The 19,346-nt window shown below is 76.5% G+C and carries 21 protein-coding genes; 13 read left to right on the top strand and 8 right to left on the bottom strand.

Annotated elements, in window-relative coordinates; all coding sequences use genetic code 11:
* Window positions 1-59 precede the first annotated feature (59 nt).
* The 3 genes from ACF1BN_RS01635 to ACF1BN_RS01625 form a co-directional block, all read right to left on the bottom strand.
* Window positions 60-713 carry a GntR family transcriptional regulator gene (locus ACF1BN_RS01635; protein WP_392329570.1) on the bottom strand — a complete coding sequence of 218 codons (654 nt, stop codon included), beginning with the start codon at window positions 711-713 and terminating at the stop codon, window positions 60-62.
* A 51-nt stretch (window positions 714-764) separates the two neighbouring features.
* The gene (locus ACF1BN_RS01630) at window positions 765-1,853 is read right to left on the bottom strand and encodes an adenosine deaminase (RefSeq protein WP_392329569.1); all 1,089 of its coding nucleotides are present in this window, start codon (window positions 1,851-1,853) and stop codon (window positions 765-767) included.
* Between the two features lie 408 nt (window positions 1,854-2,261).
* On the bottom strand, window positions 2,262-3,023 hold the full coding sequence (locus ACF1BN_RS01625) for a GntR family transcriptional regulator (protein WP_392329568.1): 762 nt from the start codon (window positions 3,021-3,023) through the stop codon (window positions 2,262-2,264).
* Window positions 3,024-3,181: 158 nt separating this feature from the next.
* On the opposite strand from ACF1BN_RS01625, the gene ACF1BN_RS01620 reads away from it, so the two are divergent.
* The 3 genes from ACF1BN_RS01620 to ACF1BN_RS01610 all read left to right on the top strand — a co-directional run bounded on the left by ACF1BN_RS01620 (window position 3,182) and on the right by ACF1BN_RS01610 (window position 4,689).
* Window positions 3,182-3,433, top strand: coding sequence for a DUF1049 domain-containing protein (locus ACF1BN_RS01620; protein ID WP_392329567.1), 252 nt, complete (start codon window positions 3,182-3,184; stop codon window positions 3,431-3,433).
* Window positions 3,430-3,792 carry a hypothetical protein gene (locus tag ACF1BN_RS01615; protein ID WP_376596968.1) on the top strand — a complete coding sequence of 121 codons (363 nt, stop codon included), beginning with the start codon at window positions 3,430-3,432 and terminating at the stop codon, window positions 3,790-3,792. The genes ACF1BN_RS01620 and ACF1BN_RS01615 overlap by 4 nt, the downstream gene beginning before the upstream one ends.
* 351 nt (window positions 3,793-4,143) lie before the next feature.
* Window positions 4,144-4,689: a GNAT family N-acetyltransferase gene (locus tag ACF1BN_RS01610; protein WP_392329566.1), complete on the top strand. Its 546-nt coding sequence runs from the start codon at window positions 4,144-4,146 to the stop codon at window positions 4,687-4,689.
* On the opposite strand, the gene ACF1BN_RS01605 is transcribed toward ACF1BN_RS01610, so the two are convergent.
* Window positions 4,670-5,005: a DUF6204 family protein gene (locus ACF1BN_RS01605; RefSeq protein WP_392329565.1), complete on the bottom strand. Its 336-nt coding sequence runs from the start codon at window positions 5,003-5,005 to the stop codon at window positions 4,670-4,672. The genes ACF1BN_RS01610 and ACF1BN_RS01605 overlap by 20 nt on opposite strands.
* Window positions 5,006-5,165: 160 nt before the next feature.
* Between ACF1BN_RS01605 and ACF1BN_RS01600 the strand changes: the two genes are divergently transcribed.
* Window positions 5,166-7,127: a DUF5107 domain-containing protein gene (locus tag ACF1BN_RS01600; protein WP_392329564.1), complete on the top strand. Its 1,962-nt coding sequence runs from the start codon at window positions 5,166-5,168 to the stop codon at window positions 7,125-7,127.
* Between the two features lie 176 nt (window positions 7,128-7,303).
* On the opposite strand, the gene ACF1BN_RS01595 is transcribed toward ACF1BN_RS01600, so the two are convergent.
* Window positions 7,304-8,140: a methyltransferase domain-containing protein gene (locus ACF1BN_RS01595; RefSeq protein ID WP_392329563.1), complete on the bottom strand. Its 837-nt coding sequence runs from the start codon at window positions 8,138-8,140 to the stop codon at window positions 7,304-7,306.
* A 703-nt stretch (window positions 8,141-8,843) separates the two neighbouring features.
* Here ACF1BN_RS01595 and ACF1BN_RS01590 point away from each other — a divergent pair.
* From ACF1BN_RS01590 to ACF1BN_RS01580, 3 genes are all read left to right on the top strand, one after another.
* Window positions 8,844-10,058 carry a sulfite oxidase gene (locus ACF1BN_RS01590; protein WP_392329562.1) on the top strand — a complete coding sequence of 405 codons (1,215 nt, stop codon included), beginning with the start codon at window positions 8,844-8,846 and terminating at the stop codon, window positions 10,056-10,058.
* A gap of 82 nt (window positions 10,059-10,140) precedes the next feature.
* On the top strand, window positions 10,141-11,406 hold the full coding sequence (locus ACF1BN_RS01585) for an aminotransferase class I/II-fold pyridoxal phosphate-dependent enzyme (protein WP_392329561.1): 1,266 nt from the start codon (window positions 10,141-10,143) through the stop codon (window positions 11,404-11,406).
* Window positions 11,403-12,443 carry an MBL fold metallo-hydrolase gene (locus tag ACF1BN_RS01580; protein WP_392329560.1) on the top strand — a complete coding sequence of 347 codons (1,041 nt, stop codon included), beginning with the start codon at window positions 11,403-11,405 and terminating at the stop codon, window positions 12,441-12,443. The genes ACF1BN_RS01585 and ACF1BN_RS01580 overlap by 4 nt, the downstream gene beginning before the upstream one ends.
* On the opposite strand, the gene ACF1BN_RS01575 is transcribed toward ACF1BN_RS01580, so the two are convergent.
* Entirely contained in the window at window positions 12,423-13,091 is a 669-nt protein-coding gene (locus ACF1BN_RS01575; protein ID WP_392329559.1) for a DedA family protein, read from the bottom strand. The two genes, ACF1BN_RS01580 and ACF1BN_RS01575, sit on opposite strands and share 21 nt — an antisense overlap.
* Window positions 13,088-13,867, bottom strand: coding sequence for an MBL fold metallo-hydrolase (locus ACF1BN_RS01570; protein WP_392329558.1), 780 nt, complete (start codon window positions 13,865-13,867; stop codon window positions 13,088-13,090). The genes ACF1BN_RS01575 and ACF1BN_RS01570 overlap by 4 nt, the downstream gene beginning before the upstream one ends.
* A gap of 90 nt (window positions 13,868-13,957) precedes the next feature.
* On the opposite strand from ACF1BN_RS01570, the gene ACF1BN_RS01565 reads away from it, so the two are divergent.
* From ACF1BN_RS01565 to ACF1BN_RS01545, 5 genes are all read left to right on the top strand, one after another.
* The gene (locus tag ACF1BN_RS01565; RefSeq protein WP_392329557.1) at window positions 13,958-14,362 is read left to right on the top strand and encodes a hypothetical protein; all 405 of its coding nucleotides are present in this window, start codon (window positions 13,958-13,960) and stop codon (window positions 14,360-14,362) included.
* 102 nt (window positions 14,363-14,464) lie between these two features.
* Window positions 14,465-16,630, top strand: a complete 2,166-nt coding sequence (locus ACF1BN_RS01560; RefSeq protein WP_392329556.1) for a phage holin family protein — start codon at window positions 14,465-14,467, stop codon at window positions 16,628-16,630.
* Between the two features lie 142 nt (window positions 16,631-16,772).
* Window positions 16,773-17,180, top strand: coding sequence for a hypothetical protein (locus ACF1BN_RS01555; RefSeq protein ID WP_392329555.1), 408 nt, complete (start codon window positions 16,773-16,775; stop codon window positions 17,178-17,180).
* Between the two features lie 56 nt (window positions 17,181-17,236).
* Window positions 17,237-17,404, top strand: coding sequence for a hypothetical protein (locus tag ACF1BN_RS01550; protein WP_392329554.1), 168 nt, complete (start codon window positions 17,237-17,239; stop codon window positions 17,402-17,404).
* Between the two features lie 276 nt (window positions 17,405-17,680).
* On the top strand, window positions 17,681-18,097 hold the full coding sequence (locus ACF1BN_RS01545) for a hypothetical protein (protein ID WP_392329553.1): 417 nt from the start codon (window positions 17,681-17,683) through the stop codon (window positions 18,095-18,097).
* Here the strand turns inward: ACF1BN_RS01545 and ACF1BN_RS01540 are convergent.
* Complete coding sequence (locus tag ACF1BN_RS01540; protein ID WP_392329552.1) at window positions 18,087-18,890, bottom strand: helix-turn-helix domain-containing protein; 804 nt, start codon at window positions 18,888-18,890, stop codon at window positions 18,087-18,089. The two genes, ACF1BN_RS01545 and ACF1BN_RS01540, sit on opposite strands and share 11 nt — an antisense overlap.
* 102 nt (window positions 18,891-18,992) lie before the next feature.
* On the opposite strand from ACF1BN_RS01540, the gene ACF1BN_RS01535 reads away from it, so the two are divergent.
* Window positions 18,993-19,298, top strand: a complete 306-nt coding sequence (locus tag ACF1BN_RS01535) for a 4a-hydroxytetrahydrobiopterin dehydratase (protein ID WP_376605061.1) — start codon at window positions 18,993-18,995, stop codon at window positions 19,296-19,298.
* The last annotated feature ends 48 nt before the right edge of the window (window positions 19,299-19,346 follow it).

Raw genomic sequence — 19,346 nt, 5'->3', positions numbered from 1 at the left:
CCCCGGCCGTCGCGGGTCGCGCGGTGCGTGCCGGGGCCATGGGGGCGTGCGGTCCGCCGCTACTCCGCCGCCAGGCGCCGCTGGTGCTCGGTCGCCTTGCTCTGACTGGTCTCCAGGTGGTGCAGGGCCAGTGCCTCGACGCCCTCCACGTCCCGGGCCTCGATCCGCCGGAACAGCTCCTCGTGCTCCTCGGCGACGACCGCGAAGTCGTCGTGCTGGCCGAGCAGCCAGCGCATCCGGCTCCGCAGCGTGCCCTCCAGCTCGGTCAGGAGCGCGTTGTCGGCGAGCTCGGTGACTGTCTCGTGGAAGTCGGCCGCCGCCCGGCGGGCCTCCGGACCGTCGCCCCGCGCCGCCGCCGCCTGCTCGTCGTCGAGGACGGCGCGCAGCGTGGCGAGGCCCGCGCGGGTGCGGCGCTGGGCCGCGAGCCGGAAGGCCAGGATCTCCAGGGCGGACCGGACCTCGACGAGGTCGGCGATGTCGGAGGCGGTGAACTCGCGGACCACCGCCCAGGTGCGCGGCCGGGGCGTGACGAGCCCCTCGTTGACCAGGTCCTTGAGCGCGTCGCGGACGGGCAGGCGGCTGACGTCCAGTTCGGCGGCGATCTCCCGCTCCACCAGACGGCTGCCGGGGGCCCGCGTCCCGTCGATGATCTGGTCGCGCAGGGTGCGCGTGATCCGCTCCGACTCGGGCCTGAACTCCTCAGCAGCTGTCATGGCGCCATTCTTCCACCGGGGAGGACGGCCCCCGCCGCCCTCCCCGGGGCGTCACAGGGCGGTGTACCCCGGGCGTACGACCTCCGCGATCAGGCGCTCGCGCTCGGGCAGCGGCAGGAAGGCGGCCTCCAGGGCGGCGACCGTGAACTCCTCGAAGACCTCGGGGCCGTACCCGAAGGCGTCCGCCATGTGCTGGAACTCCTCGCTCATCGTGGTGCCGGAGACCAGGCGGTTGTCGGTGTTGAGCGTGATGCGGAAACCGAGGCGCCGCAGCTCGTCGATCGGGTGGGAGGCGTAGTCCTTGGCGGCGCCGGTCTGCAGGTTGGAGGTCGGGCAGACCTCCAGGGCGATCCGGTTGTCGCGGACGTAGGAGGCGAGCCGGCCCAGCGTGCCGTCCTCGGCGATGTCGTCGGTGATGCGCACGCCGTGGCCGATCCGCTCGGTGCCGCACACCTGCACGGCCTCGTGGATCGACTCGGCGCCGACGGCCTCGCCCGCGTGGATGGTGAAGTGGCAGTTCTCCCGCTTCAGGTGCTGGAAGGCGGGCAGGTGGCGGGCGGGCGGGTTGCCGATCTCGCCGCCGGCGATGTCGAAGCCGGCCACGCCGTTGTCGCGGTGGGCGACGGTGAGCCGGGCGATCTCCAGCGAGCGGTCGGTGTGCCGCATGCCGGTGAGCAGGGCGCGGACGGTGATCCGGCCGCCGGTCCTGCGCTCGCCCTCGCGGAAGCCCTCGTTGACCGCCTCGACGACCTCGTCGAGGGTGAGGCCGGCCTCCAGGTGCTGCTCGGGGGCGTATCGCACCTCGGCGTAGACGACCCCGTCCGCGGCCAGGTCCTCGGCGCACTCGGCCGCGATCCTGAGCAGCGCCTCGCGGGTCTGCATCACCGCGCAGGTGTGGGCGAAGGTCTCCAGGTAGCGCTCCAGCGAGCCGGAGTCGGCGGCGTCCCGGAACCAGACCGCGAGCTCGGCCGGGTCCTCGGCCGGCAGCGCGGTGTAGCCGCACTCGCGGGCCAGCTCGACGATGGTGGCCGGGCGCAGCCCGCCGTCGAGGTGGTCGTGGAGGACGGCCTTCGGGGCGCGGCGGATCCAGTCGGAGACGGCGGCCCGGACAGAAGCGGCAGGGTTGTCAGACAAGTGCATGGCCGGGAAGTGTACGTCATGACCCGTCCGACCCCCGCACGGCCGCCGGGGGAGCGATTCCGGCGGCGATTCCGGCGGCGATTCCGGAACGGCACCGGGAGGAGGCCGGCCCGTGTCTCCGGTGGGATCCGGCGGGTGTCCGGTGGGGTCCGGGACGGGTGCGGGAGGCGTCCGGAGCGGGGGACGGAGAGGGGTCGGCGCCGGTGCGGGGAGGCGTCCGGTGCGGGTGCGGGTGCGGGTGCGGGTGCTGGGTGCCGGGCGCCGGGTGGCGTCCGGCGCACGTGCGGGGAGGGGGCGCACGACTGTCGGCAGGGGACCGGCAGGGTTCTTCGGTACGGCTCCGAGGGCGGGGGCCCGGGTGTGTGCCCCGGTCGCCGGCCCGGGGCGCGGGGCGCGCCGGGCGGGGGCTCAGTGGGACTGGAGGACCGGCAGCGCGGGCGCGCCCGTCGGCAGCATGTGCTTGGCGGCGAGTACGGGGGTGTCCCCGACCCGTACCACCTGGGTGACCAGCACCGCGGGGGTGTCGGCGGGGCGGCCCAGCTGCTCGCCGCGGCGCCGCCCGAGGAGGGTGGCGGTGATGCCGCTGTGGGCGTGCAGGGCGACCTCGCGGGAGGCGCCGAGCAGGACCGAGAGCATCGACACGGTCCCGTCGCCTTCCGTGGCCTCCCCGCAGGTCCGCAGCGCGGCGGCGAAGGCGGGGTGGACGCGGTCCAGGACCTCGTCGGCCGCCGCCCACTCGTGGCTGAGCGCGGCCGGCCCGGACTCGCCGCCGAGCACCGACTCCCAGAACCGCAGCTCGGCGCGGGCCGGGGCCAGCAGGTGCTGGGTGGTGAAGTCGGTGGGCTCCTCCAGGGTGCGCAGCAGCGCCAGCACCCGGGGTCCCGTACCGCCGCCGACCAGCTCCTCCAGCGGCTGGACGTGCTCGAAGCCGCGGCGGGGCGGCCGGGCGTTCACCGTGCGGCCGACTCCCCGGCGGACCGTGAGGAGCCCGTCCTCCTGGAGAAGCAGCAGCGCCTCGCGCAGGGCGGGCCGGCTGACGCCCAGTTCGGCGGCGAGCTTCGGTTCGGAGGGGAGGGTGGAGCCGGGCGGGTAGGTGCCGTCGTGGACGGCGTCCGCAATCCGCTCGTAGAGCGCCACCACCGGTCGCCGCCGGTGCCCGCTGAGTGCCAAGGCTCCTCCTCGTCCCGTCGTCCGGCCACCACCGTAGCCGCCCAAGGTTGTCTGACAAGTCACCCGGACGGCGTCTTCCACCCGCCCGCCGAGGTGCATGTCCCCCCATTCTGGTCCCACGGGTACGCCCGAGACGGACGACGGAGGAAGGGCGGGCAATGAGTCCCAAGGACACGGCGGGCACGCAACGGGGAGACCGCTTCGGCGCCATCACCCCCGGACGCATCGGGATCGCGGTCGTCGCGGTCCTGCTGCTCGTCTTCATCTTCGAGAACACCCGCCAGGTCAAGATCCGGCTGCTGATCCCGGAGGTGACGATGCCGCTGTACCTCGCGCTCCTCGCGACCGCGGTGCTGGGCGGGATCTGCGGCTGGTACGTGGCCCGGAGGGGCCCCCGGAGGAACAGGTGAAGCGCGGCGCCCTGATCGGGGCGGGCGCGGCACTGGCCCTGGCGGCGGTGGCGGCCGGGGCGGCGGGCGGCACGGACTCCCGGCGGGCCCGCGAGGCGGCGGCCGGCGCCCGGCCACCCATGCCGGACTTCCGGGGCGGCGGCCTGTGGCGGGTCTTCACCCGCCTCGACCACCGCACCCGCCTCGACGTCCACGACGTGAGCGGCCGCGACCGGCGCGTCCTGTGGCCGCCGCGCTGGGAGGTCTGCACCCAGTACCCGTCCGCCGGCACGGGCCTCGACCGCCGCACCACGGTCGTGATCGGCGTCCTCCGCAAGGGAGAGCCCTGCCCCGTCCGCGTGACCACGGCCCGCCGCTGACCCGCCGCGCCCGCCCTCCGGGCCCGCGCCCCGCCCCCGCCTGCCCTGCCCGCCTGCCGCGCCCGGCCTACCGGCCCGCCCGCCGCCCGCCCCGCCTGCCCTGCCCGTCCCCCTACCCGCCGCGCCCGGCCTCCGGTCTCTCCGCCCCGGCCCGCGCCTCCCGGGAGCCTGAAGCTCCCGGCCTGCGCTCGGCCTCTGGGCCTGCGCTCGGCCTCCCGGCCCCCGCGCGCAGCCTCCCGGGAGCCTGAACCCCCGCGCACGCTCGCGCCCCCCGCCCACGCCCGCCCGTGCCCCCGCCGCCGGAACCGCCTCCAGCCCCGCCCCCGTCCCCGTCCCCGTTAGCCTGGGCGTATGTCCGACGATCTTGACCGGTACCTCACGGCCGGACCCCGCGTGGGGCTGCGGCCATTCACGTTCGGCGACGGGGAGGAGTTCGTCGCGCGGGCGGAGGAGAGCGTGGAGCTGCACCGGCCGTGGCTCTTCCCGCCCCGTACGGCCGAGCGGTACGCCGCCTACGCGGGCGCGCTGATCGAGGAGCCGACGCGGGCCGGCTTCCTCGTCTGCGAGCGGGAGGCCGACGGAGGCATCGCCGGCTTCCTCACCGTCAACAACATCGTCCACGGCGCCTTCCGCAGCGGCGCCCTCGGCTACGGCGCCTTCGCGCACGCCGCCGGGCGCGGTCTCATGGGAGAGGCGCTCGGCCTGCTCCTGGCGCACGCCTTCGGGCCGATGGGCCTGCACCGGCTGGAGGCCAACATCCAGCCGGGCAACGCCCCTTCGCGCGCCCTGGTCCGCCGCGCCGGCTTCCGCCTGGAGGGCTTCTCCCCGGCGATGCTCCTCATCGACGGGGCCTGGCGCGACCACGAGCGGTGGGCGATCACCGACCCTTGCGGTTGATCTTCATCGTGTCGAGGTCGGTCACGGTCGACTTCAGCCCCGTGTACCCGTGGCCGAGCGCGCCCAGCGCCTCCTCCACCCGCTCCTCGGCGAGCGCGCCCGCCATCTCGTCCCCGTCCTCGGCGTCCGACGTGACGACCAGCCGGTACGAGAAGTGCTTGAGCGTCCGGTCGTAGGTGAGCGAACCCTCCTCGGTGAAGCGCATCGACGCCAGGCCGTGCTCCTCCGCCTCGGCGAGCAGTCGCTCCCGGCTCTCGGGCGCCAGCCCGTCGAAGGTGCCCCGCACGATGACCCGGTAGGTGTGTGGCGTGCCCATCTCTCGTACTCCCGTGGTGCTCCCGGTGCCCGCCCCGACGGCGGACGACCCTCCACCCTAGGCACGGCCCCGCTCCCGCCGCGCGTCCTTTTCGGCGCGGCGGAATCCCCTGGTCACACGCCCTCTGTTCAGGGCGGGCCCCGGCGTGTTCCATGGGCGGATGACGACCGTACGACGTGCCGTGCTCACCCTTCCCGCGGCCCCGCTCGGCCCGGACAACCCGCTTCCCGCCCTCCGGACCCCCGGTCCCGCGCACGCCCTCGGCGCCGCCGAACTGGCGGCGCTGCCGCGCGAGATGGCGCGGGGCATCGGCAGGGCGCCGCTGCGCAGCCTGCTGCCCGCGCCGGTCCGCGACGGCTACGGCCGGGAGCGCGAGGACACCGCCCTCGACGCCCTCGTCATGGAGAACGACCGGCTGCGCGTCACCGTCCTGCCCGGGCTCGGCGGCCGGATCCACTCCCTCCACCACAAGCCCACCGGCCGCGAACTCGTCTACCGCAACCCCGTCCTCCAGCCCGCCGCCTTCGCCCTCAACGGCGCCTGGTTCTCCGGCGGCGTCGAGTGGAACACCGGCGCGACCGGCCACACCACCCTCTCCTGCGCCCCGCTGCACGCGGCGACCGTCCCCGCGCCGGACGGCACCCCGATGCTCCGCCTCTGGGAGTGGGAGCGCCTGCGCGACCTGCCGTTCCAGGTCGACCTGTGGCTGCCCGAGGACTCCGACTTCCTCCTCGTCGGCATCCGCGTCCGCAACCCGCACGAGCGGCCCGCGCCCGTCTACTGGTGGTCCAACACCGCCGTCCCCGAGCACCGCAGGATCCTCGCCCCCGCCGACACCGCCTGGCACCACGGCCACGAGCGCGGGCTCACGGAGGTGCCCGTGCCGGCCGGGCCGGACGGCGCCGACCGCTCCCGGCCGCGCCGCAGCACCCACGCCGGCGACTGGTTCTACGACCTGCCGGACGGCGGCCGGCGCTGGATCGCCGCCCTCGACGAGGACGGCACCGGCCTCGTCCAGACCTCCACCGACGTCCTGCGCGGCCGCAAGCTCTTCGTCTGGGGCACGGGCCCCGGTGGCCGCCGCTGGCAGGAATGGCTCACCGCCCCCGGCACCGACGGCTACGCCGAGATCCAGGCCGGACTCGCCCGCACCCAGCTCGAACACCTCGAACTCGCCCCCGAGTCCGAGCTGAGCTGGCTGGAGGCGTACGGGCCGCTGGCCGCCGATCCCGCCACCGCGCTCGGCGCCGACTGGGCGGCGGCCCGCGCCGAGGCCGAGCGGAGCCTCGACCTGGCCCTGCCCCGTACCGCCGTCGACGCCGCTTACACCGCCTGGCGCGAGCGGGCCGCCGACACCGACCCCGCGCCGGACGCGGTCCTGGCGGCCGGCTCCGGCTGGGGCGCCCTGGAGGTGCTGCGGGCCGGACACGCCCTCCCCGGCACTCCCTTCCCGGAGTCCACCCTCGGCGCCGCGCAGGAACCCTGGCGCGCCCTGCTGAGCACCGGCGTCCTGCCGCCGCCCGCGAAGGGCACCGTGCCGGTCCCGCCGCAGGTCGGCCAGGCCTGGCGGGACATGCTGGAGACCGCGCCGGCGGACCCGGCCACCGAGTACCACCTCGGCATCGCCCAGTGGCACGCCGGCGACCGGGCCCAGGCGGTGCGCAGCTGGGAGCGGGGCCTGGCCGGGGCGGAGGTCCGCTGGCCGCTGCTGTACTGCCTCGCCGTCGCCGACCGGGAGGAAGGGCATCCGGAGCGGGCCGCCCACCGCTTCGCCGAGGCGTGCGAGGAGCTGGAGGGGGCGCTCGACGGGCCGGCCGCCGTCACCACCGCCGCCGCGCTCGCCCGCGAGGCCGTCGACGCCCAGCTGACGGCCGGCCGGCCCGAGCGCGCCCGCGCGCTGTGGCGGGCGCTGCCGGAGGAGGTGCGGGCCAGGGGTGCGTTCCGGTTCCTGGAGGCCCGGCTGCTCCTCGCCGAAGGGTGTCCGGCCGAGGCGCGGGCCGTTTTCGACAGGGGCTTCGAGGTGCCGGACCTGAGGGAGGGCGCCGAGATCCTGGGCGAGCTCTGGGCCCGGATCACCGACGAACCGCTGCCGGCCGCCTACGAGTTCCGCATGCGGCCGTAGGGGGCGGTCCGCCGCTCGGGCCGGGCTCGTCCGAAGGGCCGCCGACGCGCCACGGGCCGGGCTCGTCCGAAGGGTCGCCGACGCCCCCGAGCCAGGCTCGCCCGAGCGGGCTGCCGACGTGCCTCGGGGCCGGGCTCGTCCGACGGGCCGCCGACGCCCCTCCCGGGCGGCCGGGCTCAGGAGACGCGGCAGAGGATCTCGCCGTGCGGGACCATGAACCAGGCGTCCTCGCGCGTGCCCCACTCGCGCCACGCCGCGGCGATCTCCGCCAGTTCGGCGCGGGTGGCGTGGCCGCCCTCGACGGCCAGGTCGGCGTAGGAGGAGGAGGTCGTGCGGTCCGCCCACAGGCCGCTCCACCAGGCACGGTCCTCGGGGGTGGAGAAGCACCAGGTGCCCGCCGTGGCGGTGATCTCGGTGAAGCCGGCCCGCCGGGCCCAGGCGAACAGCCGCCGTCCCGCGTCCGGTTCGCCGCCGTTGGCGCGCGCCACCCGGTGGTACAGGTCCAGCCAGTGGTCCAGGACGGGCCGTTCGGGGTACCAGGTGAAGGCGCCGTAGTCGCTGTCGCGGGCCGCCACGATCCCGCCCGGCCGGCAGACGCGCCGCATCTCGCGCAGCGCCTGGACCGGGTCACCCACGTGCTGGAGCACCTGATGGGCGTGGACGATGTCGAAGGAGTCGTCGGGGAAGTCCAGGGCGTGGACGTCGGCGACCGCGAACTCCACGTTTTCCAGGCCGCGTTCGGCCGCGGTCGCGCGGGCCTTCGCCAGTACGTCCTCGGCGGCGTCGACGGCGGTGACCCGTCCCGGGGCGACCAGGGCGGCCAGGTCGGCCGTGATGGTGCCGGGCCCGCAGCCGACGTCCAGCACGTCGAGTCCCGGACGCACCTCGTCCAGCAGGTAGGCCGCGGAGTTGGCGGCGGTGCGCCAGGTGTGCGAGCGGAGCACCGACTCGTGGTGGCCATGGGTGTAGACGGCGGTCTCGTGGACCCGGGGCTGCTCGGAGGCGTGCGTCATCGAACCGACTCCCTCGGTGTGGGTGTGTGGCTCCACGGTAGGGGCTCGCGCCGTATGGTGAGACTGCTGTCTTGTCATGTGGACAGGCGTGGTCGTGGCCGCATGGGTCGAACGGGCCTGTCGTGTGCTGGAGTTCGGGGGGTGCGGGAGTGGCTCGGGCCGGGCCTTCGCGCGGGGAGAAATCGGACTGGAGTTGGTTTCTAGAAGCAACTTCTATATCTTTCCCTCGGAGGGGACGCGCGACGGGGGGCGCGTACCCGCGCGGAGGCGGCCCGGCCCGTGGGGGGAACCGGGCCGCCCCGCGTCCCTCGTGCCCGGCCGCCGAGTCCTCGCGCCTCGCCGTGGCCCTGAGCCGCCGCGCCCTCGGCCCCAGGACCTCCACCCCGCGCCCGCTCCACGGAGCACTGCCTCCACCGCGCCCCCGGCTTCCCTCCCCGCGTACGACCGACCCTCACCGCACCCCCAGCGCACTCCCACCGCACCCCGGCCGAGCATCGCCCCCGACCGAGCCGCCACCCCCCGGCAACCGCCTCCCCGACCGCCGGCCCCCGGCAACCGCCCCCCAACCGCCGGCCACCCCGACCGCCTCCTGTGACAGCCTCGTGAACAGGCGTCCGGGAACCGGGTCCCGCCGCCCCCCGCACCCCTACGATCGGCCCGCCGCCGCCGGTGGCCCGACCCGTGACCCGTGCCGAGGAGACCCGTGCCGCATCCGCCCGTGCCCGTCCGCCGAACGCTCCTGAAGGCCCTCGCCGCCGGACCGGCCGCCGCCGCGCTCGGCGGACTCGCCGCCCCCCGGGCCGCCGCCACCACGGGCCCCGCCGCGCCCCTCGCCGCTCCCGGCATCGTCAAACCGCTGCCCGACGCGTATTTCACCGTCCGGGGCACCAACGCCGAGGCCCGCTTCGACGCCCTCGGCGACACCGGCCTCCTCGCCCCCGCGGACCGCTTCTTCGTCCGCAACCACACCTCCACCCCGGTCCTCGACGCCCGGGACTGGCGTCTGACGCTCTGGGGCGACGGGCTCCACGGCCGCACCCCCGTCCACTTCACCTACGGGCGCCTCCGCGACCTGCCCTCCGTCACCCGGACGGCCCTCGTCGAATGCGCCGGCAACGGCCGCAGCCTCTACACCACCCAGCAGGGCCAGTCCGTCTCCGGCACGGCCTGGACCCTCGGGGCCGTCGGCGCCGCCCGCTGGCGCGGGGTCCGCCTCGGCGAGGTGCTGCGGCGCGCCGGACTCGCCCGCGACGCCGTCGACCTGCTGCCGCGCGGCCTTGACGACCCGTACGTCTCCGGCGGCACCGACCACGGCCGGGTCCGCCGCCCGCTGCCCGTGGCCAAGGCGCTGGACGACGTGATCCTCGCGTACGAGATGAACGGCGAGCCCCTCCCGTACGACCACGGGCACCCCGTCCGGCTCATCGTGCCGAACTGGGTCGGCATCGCCTCCATCAAGTGGCTCGGCGACATCGAGGTCTCCACCCGCCCGCTCACCAGTCCCTGGTCGACCGACTGGTACCGGCTGCTGGGCGAGGCCCACCCGCCCGGCGGCAGCGCCCCGATCACCCGGCAGACCCTCAAGTCCGGCTACCAGCTGCCCTTCGGCGCCGGCCTGGAGGCCGGCCGCGTCCACCGGCTCACCGGCCGTGCCTGGTCCGCCCACGCCCCCGTCCGCTCCGTCGACGTCTCCGCCGACGGCGGCGCCACCTGGCGCCCGGCCCACCTCCACGACGCGCCCCGGCGCGGCGCCTGGGTCCGCTGGTCGGTGCCGTGGCGACCCACGCGCACCGGGCCCGCCACCCTGCTCTCCCGCACCACCGACGCCGCCGGGAACACCCAGCCCGACCGGGCCGTGCACAACACCCAGGGCTACCTCTTCGACGCGATCGTCCGGCACCCGGTCACCGTCGTCTGAACGGGCGGACCGGCCCGAACCTTCGTATAAAGGGCTCGGGGATGCCGTGCCCGGCGCCCCGCGCGCTCAGGAGGTACGGGACATGCGGGAGACGGCTCCGGAAGGCCGCGGCCCGGTGCGCTACGGACCTCCGGCGCCCGAGAGCGGCCGGCCCGTCCCCCCGGGGCTCGCCGCGCTCCTCGCGGCGGCCGCCGGACGGACCTCCCCCGAACCGCCCGGCGGCGGCCCCGTGCTCCGCGAGGCCGCCGCCGGCTACTGGTGGCGCCGGGGCCTGCGCGGCCACGCCGAGGACGGCCTCGCCGCCCCCGGAGCCCCCGCCCTGCTCCTCGCCCTGCTCGCGGCCCACGGCGGCGACGTCCTGCTGCCCCGGCCCTGCCCCGCCTGGTGGACGCCGCAGATCCGGCTCCTCGGCCGGCCCGCGTACCACGTGCCCACCACCGCAGAGGCCGGCGGCGTCCCCGACCCGTACGCGCTCCTGGAGACCGTCCGCCGGGTCCGCGCCGAGGGCGGCGACCCGCGCGTGCTGCTCCTCTCCGTCGCCGACGACCCCACCGCCACCGTCCCCCCGCCCGAACTCGTCCGGGAGAGCTGCGAGGCCGCCGTCGCGGAAGGCCTCCACGTCGTCAGCGACGAGACCTGGCGCGACACCCTCCACGACCCCCGGGACACCGTCCTCGTCAGCCCCGCCGAGATGTGCCCGGACGACGTCACCGTCCTCGCCGACCTCGCCGGCGGCGGCCTCGTCCCCGCCTCCTGGCCCTGCGCGATCGCCCGCTTCCCGCCGTCCGGCCGCACCCGCGCCGACCGCTACGGCGATCCCAGGGCCCGCGCCCTCGACGTCCTCACCGCACTCGGCGCCGTCCTCCCCGCGCCCGTCGCCCCCGCCGTCGCCCACGCCCTCGACGAACCCGAGGACGTCTCCGTCCCCGCCCTGCGCGCCGCCGCCGTGCACGGCAGGCTCGCCGCCGCCGCGCACCGCGCCGTCCTCGCCGCGGGCGCCCTCGCCCGGCCCCCGCGGGCCGGCCGCCACCTCTACGCCGACCTCGGCCCGCTCCGCCCGGGACTGGCAGCCCGCGGCGTCACCGACTCCCTGGAGCTGGAGCAGTACCTCACCGCCCGGCTCGGCCGGCCCGTCCCCGGCGGCCACCGCTTCGGCGACGAACTCGGCGCCCTCCGCGTCCGCGTCGACACCGGTCCGCTGCTCGGCGCCGACCCGCCCGAGCGCGCCGAGACGCTCGCCTCCCGCGCACCCGAGCAACTGCCCCAGGCGGTACGGGCCCTGGCCCGGCTGGCCGCCGCCCTCGACGACCTGGCCGATCCCCCCGCGCAGAACGGAGCCCGCAGATGACCGAGAGGACGGCCCGCCCCGCCCCGGCCGCCGAGGCCCCGCGCCCGCCCGCGCCCGTCACCCTCCCGACCTCCGTGCTCCAGCCGCTCGGCCGGCTCCGCGAGGACTGGCCCCGCACCTTCGCCGACCGGCTCACCGCGCCCCTGCCCGGTGTCCGCGCCCTCGCCCGGCTCGCCCGCGAGGGCGCCGTCCGCCCCCGTCCGGAGGGCCTGCGGGACGTGCCCCGACTGCCCTTCGAGCCCGGCCCGCTGCCGCCCGCGGGCCCCGGCACCGTCGCCGTCACCTGGGCCGGACACGCCAGCTGGATCCTCCGCGCCGGCGGCCTCACCGTCCTCACCGACCCGGTCTGGTCCCGGCGCATCTTCGGCACCCCGGCCCGGCTCACCCCGGTCGGTGTCCGCTGGGAGGACCTGCCGCCGGTCGACGCGGTCGTCATCAGCCACAACCACTTCGACCACCTCGACGCCCCCACCCTCCGCCGCCTCCCGCGCGCCACCCCGGTCCTCGTCCCGGCCGGCCTCGGCCGCTGGTTCCGCCGCCGGGGCTTCACCCGCGTGACCGAGCTCGACTGGTGGGAGGCGGCCGAACTCGACGGCGTCCGCTTCGACTTCGTCCCCGCCCACCACTGGTCCAAGCGGACCCTCCTCGACACCTGCCGCTCCCTGTGGGGCGGCTGGGTGCTCACCGACCCCGCCGGCCGACGGGTCTACTTCGCCGGGGACACCGGATACGGCCACTGGTTCGCCGAGATCGGCCGCCGCCATCCCGGCATCGACCTGGCGCTCCTCCCCATCGGCGCCTACGACCCCCGCTGGTGGCTGCGGGACGTCCACACCGACCCCGAGGAGGCGGTCAGGGCCCACCAGGACCTGGGCGCCCGGCGGATGGCCCCCATGCACTGGGCCACCTTCGTCCTGTCCACCGAGCCCGTCCTCGAACCCCTCGACCGCGTCAGAGCCGCCTGGGAACGCGCCGGCCTGCCCCGTGAGGACCTGTGGGACCTCCCGGTCGGCGGCTCACGCGTCCTCGTGCCGTAGCGCCCGCTCCCGGCCGTCCCCGCCGTCCCGGTCGCCCCTGATCCGCCGCCACACCGCGGGAACCGCGCCGAACAGCAGCGTCAGGCCGACCGCCGCCACCACGCCCTGCCACGGCTCGGGGAAGAGCGAGCCGCCCAGGATGCCGATCAGCTGGTACGTCGCCGCCCAGGCCAGGCAGGCCGCCGCGTCCCCGCGCGCGAAGCGGCGCAGCGGCATGCGGGCGAGCAGGCAGGCCAGCATGACCGGGATCCGGCCGGCCGGGACCAGCCGGGACAGCACGAGCACCGAGACCTGGTGGGTGTCGAGGCGGTCCTGCGCGTGCGCGAGGCGGTCCGGCGTCACCCGGGAGCGCAGCGCGGCCAGCCACCGCGAACCGTTCCTCGACCGCACGCCCCGCTGCCCCAGCCAGTACAGCGCCACATCGCCGAGGAAGGCGGCGAGGGAGGCCAGCAGGAAGACGACCAGCAGCGAGAAGGGCGAGGACTGGTGAAAGGCGACCACGGCCGCCGAGCTGACGATCGCCCCCGTCGGTACCACCGGCACCAGCGCGCCCAGCGCCACGAGCAGGAACAGCGACGGGTAGCCGACCGCCTGCTGCGTCGACTCCGGCGGAAGGTCGCCCACGGCGGCGAGCAGCGCACCGGTCACCGGGCGACCTCCGGCCGCACCCGCTCGCCGTGCGCCAGTCGGTGCACCACCGCCTTCGGAGCCAGCCGGGCCGCCTGCCGGACGAACTCGTCGCCGGGCGCGTGGAACTCGTGCGGCCGGACGCCGTCCATACCGATCGGCCAGTACGTGCCGTAGTGCACCGGCACCGCCGCCGCCGGGGAGAGCGCCGCCAGCGCCTGCGCCGCCCGGCCCGCGTCCAGATGCCCGTGGCCCAGGTACGGGCCCCAGCCGCCCACCGGCAGCAGCGCCACGTCGACCGGCCCGACCGCCTCCGCCATGCCGTCGAAGAGCCCGGTGTCCCCGGCGAAGTACGTGCGGGCCTCGCCCTCGACGACGTACCCGAGCGCGGGGGAGCGGTGCGGGCCGAACGGCAGTCGCCGGCCGTCGTGCGCCGCCGGCACCGCCCGTACCGTCACGCCCTCCACCGTCACCTCGTCCCCGGCCGCCACCTCCGTGAGCCGAAGCCCCGCCGCCGCCAGCCGGCGCAGCCCCGGCACGGCGTCGGGGGCGCCGGACGGCACCAGCACCCGGGTCCCCGGCGCGAGCCGGGCCAGCGACGGCAGGTGCAGGTGGTCGGAGTGCAGGTGCGAGACGAGGACCGCCTCCGCCACGGCCGCCTCCGGCGGCGGCGGGGCGCCCCGGCGGCGGCGCAGATGCGCGAGGCGCCGGGCGAACAGCGGGTCCGTGAGGAACCGGACCCCGGAGTCCTCGACCGTGCAGGTCGCGTGCCCCCACCAGGTGACCTCCACCGGCATGCCGCCCTTCCGTCGCCCCGCGTGCTCCCTGTCGAGGGTAGAGGCCCGGCGGCCCTCCCGTGCGGCACCCCGGGGCAGTAGGGTCGGCGCATGAACGACGTCCGGGTCGCGGCGATCGCCAGCCTGACCCCGCTCGAAGAACTCGATTCCGAACCCTTCCTCGTCGACACGCGCGGTCAGCACGCGGTGTGCGCCCGCTGGGCCGTCGAGCGGGGCTACGTCCTCGCCCGCCAGCTCCTCTTCTACGGCGTGCGCCCCGACCACGACGAACTCTGGGCCGACGTGGACTCCGGCGAGGTCGACCTCTTCGTCGCCGCCAACGAGCACGTCCTGGCCCGCGCCCTGACCTCGGTCCCCGGCTTCCGCGCGGAGTGCGCCCGCAGGGGCGTCCGGGTGGAGACCGCCGGAGCCGCGCCGCCCGCCTACGACTCCGCCGCCAAGGCCGCGGTCCACCGGCGGCTCTCCATGCCGACCGCCGGCTACGACGGCACCTGACCCGCCGCCGCACGCTCCCGCCCCTCACCCGATGTGCCGTGCGCCCCGCGTGGGTAGGTGTGTCAGGGTAGGGGGACGTTTGGGTGAAAGGTGACGGGCGGCGTGGGTGACGGGCGAAGGGGCGGCGGCACCGACCGCTGGCGCAGCGCGGGGCGGGCGGGCATACGGGTGCTCACCGTGTGGGCCGTGTCGACGGGCACGCTGCTCGTGCTCGCCGGTCTGCTGCCCGACTTCCAACTGCAGTCCCCCGACGGCGACAGCCTCACCAGGACGGCGCTGACCGCCGCCTCGGCGGCCGGCGCCTTCGGCCTGCTCACGGCGCTGGTCTGGCCCCTGGTGGTCCGCGCGCTGCTCCTCGTCCCCGCCCTCGTCCTCGGCCTGCTGGTCTTCTTCCTCAACGGCTCGCTGCTGCTCGTCGCACTCTGGCTTATCCCGGACGGGCGCGGCGCCGCCGACCCGGAGACCGCGGTCGTCGTCGCCGCCGTGATGTCCGCCGTCGCCTCCGCGACCTCCACCGCGCTCGCCGTCCGGGACGACGACGCCTACCGCCGCAGGCTCTACCGGCTCACCGGCCGCACCCGCCCCCGTGACCCGGGGACCGTCCCCGCGCCCCCGCCGGGCACGGTCTTCCTCCAGCTCGACGGCGTCGGCCACGAGGTGCTGCGGTCGGCCGTCGCCGACGGGGTGATGCCGACGGTGGCCGGCTGGCTGGCCGCGGGGCACCGGCTCACGCCGTGGCGGACGGACTGGTCGAGCCAGACCGGCGCCAGTCAGCTCGGCATCCTGCACGGCAGCAACGAGGACGTGCCCGCCTTCCGCTGGTACGAGAAGGACACCGGCCGCCTCATGGTGTCGAACCGGCCGGCGAGCGCGGTCGAGCTCCAGCGCCGCGCGGTGCGCCGCACCGGCGACGGCGGGCTGCTCACCCTGGACGGCGCCTCCCGGGGCAACCTCTTCAGCGGCGGGGCCGACCAAGTGGCGCTGGTGCTGACGGTGGCGGCGCGCCGGGGCCGCCGCAACCGCTCGCGGGCCGGCTACTTCGCGTACTTCTCCGACCCGGCCAACGCCGTCCGCACCGCCGGCTCCTTCGCCAACGAGGTGGTCCGCGAGGTGGCCCAGTCGATCCGGGCCCGGCTGCGCCGCGACCGGCCGCGGATCCCGCGCGGCGGCACCTACCCCTTCGTCCGCGCCTTCGCGACGGTGATCGAGCGGGACGTGGTGGTCGCCGCCGTCATGGGCGACATGCTCGCGGGCCGGACCGCCGTCTACGCCGACCTGGTGGCGTACGACGAGGTGGCCCACCACTCGGGACCGCAGGGCCGCGACACCGACCAGGTGCTGCGCCGCCTCGACCGCTCCCTCGCCCTCGTCGGCCGGGTCGCCGAGCACGCCCCCCGGCCGTACCGGATCGTGCTCCTCTCCGACCACGGGCAGAGCCCGGGGGAGACCTTCGAGGGGGCCTACGGGCTGACGCTGAAGGATCTGGTCCGGGCGGGCTGCGGACTGCCCGTCTCCCGCCGGGTGGGCAGGACCCGCAGCGGCGCGGAGGCGAGGGACGCCGCCAGGGACGCGCTGCGCAGCGCCCTGCACCGGCCGGTGGAGACGGGCGAGGAGGCCGAGCGGGAGCTGCCGGCCCGCCGGTCGGAGCCGGTCGTCCTCGCCTCGGGGAACCTGGGCCTGATCTCCTTCCCCGACGTGCCGCACCGGATGACGAAGGAGGAGATCGACCGGCGCCACCCGGCGCTGCTGCGGACCCTCGCGCAGCACCCGGGGATCGGCTTCCTGCTCGTGGCGAGCGCCGAGCACGGCTCGGTGGTGCTGGCCGGGGACGGCGTGGAGGTGCCGGTGGCGGAGCTCGCGGACGACGGGCCGCTGGCGGTGTTCGGCCGGGGCGCGGCCGAGGCCGTCCGGCGCACCGACGGCTTCCCGCACGTCGCCGACGTGATGGTCAACTCGATGTACGACCCGGCGACCGGCACCGTGCACGCCTTCGAGGAGCAGATCGGCTCGCACGGCGGCCTGGGCGGGGAGCAGTCGCACCCCTTCCTGCTCTCGCCGCCGGAGCTGTCCCCGCCGGTCGAGGAGGACGGCGAGCTGGTGGGCGCGGAACGGGTGCACCGGGTGCTGCGCCGCTGGCTGCGCGAGTGCGACGGGCCGCAGGTTCCGCTGGAGCGACCGGCGGGGACCCCGGAGACTTCCCCGGCCGAAGCGGGGGCGGAACCGGTCCTCCCGGCGGAGGGGCCGGTCGTGCCGGACAAGAACCACTGACCGGGACGGCGCCGGGGCCGACGCGGCCGCGCGGTGAATCGGGGCCGACGTGGTGAATCGGGGCCCGGAGGCGTAGCCCAGGAGGGCGGATCTCCCGCCCGGGCGGAGCGTCGGCGGGTCCGGCGGGGCAGTACGGATCACCGTGAGCCCCGCACCCCGGCCGGCCCACCCGGCCCGGCCGCACGACGAGCCCGCCACCCCGGCGGGCCGTCCGGCGCGCGTCCGGCGGCTCCTCGTCCTGGTCTGCGGCGCACTGCTCGCCCTCGTCGCCCTCGCCGCGACCAGCACCGCCGCCGCCCTGCCCGGCGCCGTCGCCGAACCCCGGCCGGCCGGCGCGCCCGCCGTCCCGGACCCCGTCGGCGAGACGTACGAACCGGGCCCCGCCGAGGCCGGACTCCCCGGCCGCACCCGGCACCGCAGGACCCGCGTCCGCCCCGTCCCGGCGCCCCCGCGCCCCCGGGCCGTCCGCCGCGCCACCCGGCGCGGCGCCCCCGCCTCCGTCCCCGCTCCCCGTCCGCTCCCGCACCGGCGCGTGGTGATGCGCTGCTGACCGGCCCCGCCGCAGCAGTCCTTCCCACCCACCCCGCACCCGCGAGGAGCACCGTCATGAAGTCAGACCCGTACGCCGTCCTCCAGGCCCTGCTGCGCGCGGAGGCCGCCCGCGGCCGCCGGGCCGCCGAGCACCCCTCCGAACCGGCGCCCGTCCCGCCGGCCGCCGAGCCCGCGCCCGCCCCGGCGGGTCCGCGCCCGCACCGGGAGCCCCCGGCCCGCTGACCGGCGCGGCACCAGCCGTACGGCCCCGCACCAGCCGTACGGCCCCGCACCGGCCGTACGGCCCCGCATCGGGCAGCCGGCCTCGCACCGGCCGCCCTGCCCCAGCGCCGGGCGGCCGGACCGGCGCCGGCACCGCCCGGCCCGCATGACCTCTCAGGTAATCGACCCGCACCCTCCTGTGGCGGCAAGCTCTGAAGCACCGGAACCCGGGCGGCGCACTCCGTCCGGGCGCCGGGTCCCACGTACGAACGACCCCCTTCAGGAGGGTGATCCGTCATGTCCCAGGCCCTGCTCGCCGGTCTCTCCCGCACCACCCAGCCGCAGTCCATGGTGCGCCGGTTCCTCGCCCTCGACGCCGTGGTCACCGGCGGCAACGGCCTCGCCTACGTCGTCGCCTCCGGCCCCCTCGGCGAACTCCTCGGTGTGAACAGCACCCTGCTCCTCGGCCTCGGCGTCTTCCTCACCGCCTTCGCCGCGGGCGTGGCCTGGCTGGCCAGCCGCCCGCAGCCGCCGGTGCTCGGCGTGAAGCTGGTCATCGACGCCAACGTGCTGTGGGCCGTCCTCAGCCTCGTCGCCCTCGTCGCCTGGCTGGAGCCCACCACCGCCGGACTCGTCTGGACGCCGATGCAGGCGGGCACCGTCGGCGGCTTCGCCTTCCTCCAGTGGGCCTCCCTGCGCGCCTCTACCCGCTGAGGGAGCGCAGGTACTCCACCGTCGCCGGGTCGGCCGGGAGCATCGTCTCGATGGCCAGCTCGGCGACGGTCACGTCCATCGGCGTGTTGAAGGTCGAGATCGACGACACGAAGGACAGCACCCGCCCGTCGTGCTCGATCTGCAGCGGCAGCGCGAAGTACGGATACGGCTCGGGGTCCTCCACGTCACCCGGGTGCGACTCCGGCAGCGGATACGCCGCCACCTCCTCGTACAGCACGCGCAGCGCGTCCGAGCGGGCGTAGGCGATCTGACGCTCCATCTGGGCCAGCAGATGCCCCCGCCACTCCCGCAGGTTGCGGATCCGGGGCGCGAGGCCCTCCGGGTGCAGGGTGATCCGCATGACGTTCATCGGCGGCGTCAGCAGGTGCTCCGGCAGCCCCTCGATGAGCAGCGCGATCGCCCGGTTGGCGGCCACCACCGTGTAGGAGCCGTCCACCACCAGCGCCGGGTACGGGTCGTACCCCTGGAGCAGCCGCTCGATGCCCTCCCGCAGCGTCTCCAGCTCCGGCGCGTCGAGCGTCGACTCCGCGTACCGGGGCGCGTAACCCCCCGCGAGCAGCAGCACGTTGCGGTCCCGCACCGGCACCTCCAGGTGCTCGGCGAGACGGAGGATCATCTCCTCGCTCGGCCGCGACCGCCCGGTCTCGATGAAGGAGATGTGCCGCGCCGAGGAGTCCGCGCGCAGCGCCAGCTCCAGCTGACTCAGCCGCCGCCGCTCGCGCCAGTCGCGCAGCAGGGGCCCCACTCCCGTGTCGTTCACGACTGTTGTCATGGGCAGACGGTATCTCAGAGGGGTGACCCGGGTACGTTCCCCGGAGGCACATCCGCACCCCGTACCCCGCCCCGCGCACCACCGACCGGAGGGAGCACCCCCGTGCCCACGCAGCCGCTGTCGCAGAAGGAGATCGAGGACCGACTGCGGGAGCTCCCCGGCTGGTCGGTCGAGGACGCCCGGCTGGTCCGCTCCTACCGGCTCGCCGACCACTTCGCCGCCACCGCCCTCGTCGTCCACGTGGCCCAGATCCAGCAGGAGCTGGACCACCACTCGGACCTGACGCTCGGTTACGACTCGGTCGCCGTCTCCGTCCACACCCACTCCGCGGGCGGCGCCCTCACCGAGAAGGACTTCGCCCTCGCCGAGCGCGTCGACGCCATCGCTCCCGGGCACGGCGCCCGCTGACCCCCGGTCCGTCCTGCCGGGCCCGTACGATCCCCGGCATGGCGGACA

Origin of the sequence: Streptomyces sp. NPDC014861, assembly GCF_043081625.1 — a bacterium.
Taxonomy (GTDB): Bacteria; Actinomycetota; Actinomycetes; order Streptomycetales; family Streptomycetaceae; genus Streptomyces.
This window is presented reverse-complemented; position numbering and strand designations above follow the sequence as displayed.

What these genes read in the sequence shown, in the direction of transcription:
- ACF1BN_RS01620 (WP_392329567.1), top strand. Translation starts at nt 3,182, where the DNA reads ATGAGTCCCAAGGACACGGCGGGCACGCAACGGGGAGACCGCTTCGGC.
- ACF1BN_RS01595 (WP_392329563.1), bottom strand. Translation starts at nt 8,140, where the DNA reads ATGACGCACGCCTCCGAGCAGCCCCGGGTCCACGAGACCGCCGTCTAC.
- ACF1BN_RS01635 (WP_392329570.1), bottom strand. Translation starts at nt 713, where the DNA reads ATGACAGCTGCTGAGGAGTTCAGGCCCGAGTCGGAGCGGATCACGCGC.
- ACF1BN_RS01565 (WP_392329557.1), top strand. Translation starts at nt 13,958, where the DNA reads ATGAACGACGTCCGGGTCGCGGCGATCGCCAGCCTGACCCCGCTCGAA.
- ACF1BN_RS01550 (WP_392329554.1), top strand. Translation starts at nt 17,237, where the DNA reads ATGAAGTCAGACCCGTACGCCGTCCTCCAGGCCCTGCTGCGCGCGGAG.
- ACF1BN_RS01630 (WP_392329569.1), bottom strand. Translation starts at nt 1,853, where the DNA reads ATGCACTTGTCTGACAACCCTGCCGCTTCTGTCCGGGCCGCCGTCTCC.
- ACF1BN_RS01570 (WP_392329558.1), bottom strand. Translation starts at nt 13,867, where the DNA reads ATGCCGGTGGAGGTCACCTGGTGGGGGCACGCGACCTGCACGGTCGAG.
- ACF1BN_RS01585 (WP_392329561.1), top strand. Translation starts at nt 10,141, where the DNA reads ATGCGGGAGACGGCTCCGGAAGGCCGCGGCCCGGTGCGCTACGGACCT.
- ACF1BN_RS01580 (WP_392329560.1), top strand. Translation starts at nt 11,403, where the DNA reads ATGACCGAGAGGACGGCCCGCCCCGCCCCGGCCGCCGAGGCCCCGCGC.
- ACF1BN_RS01605 (WP_392329565.1), bottom strand. Translation starts at nt 5,005, where the DNA reads ATGGGCACGCCACACACCTACCGGGTCATCGTGCGGGGCACCTTCGAC.
- ACF1BN_RS01610 (WP_392329566.1), top strand. Translation starts at nt 4,144, where the DNA reads ATGTCCGACGATCTTGACCGGTACCTCACGGCCGGACCCCGCGTGGGG.
- ACF1BN_RS01600 (WP_392329564.1), top strand. Translation starts at nt 5,166, where the DNA reads ATGACGACCGTACGACGTGCCGTGCTCACCCTTCCCGCGGCCCCGCTC.
- ACF1BN_RS01545 (WP_392329553.1), top strand. Translation starts at nt 17,681, where the DNA reads ATGTCCCAGGCCCTGCTCGCCGGTCTCTCCCGCACCACCCAGCCGCAG.
- ACF1BN_RS01540 (WP_392329552.1), bottom strand. Translation starts at nt 18,890, where the DNA reads ATGACAACAGTCGTGAACGACACGGGAGTGGGGCCCCTGCTGCGCGAC.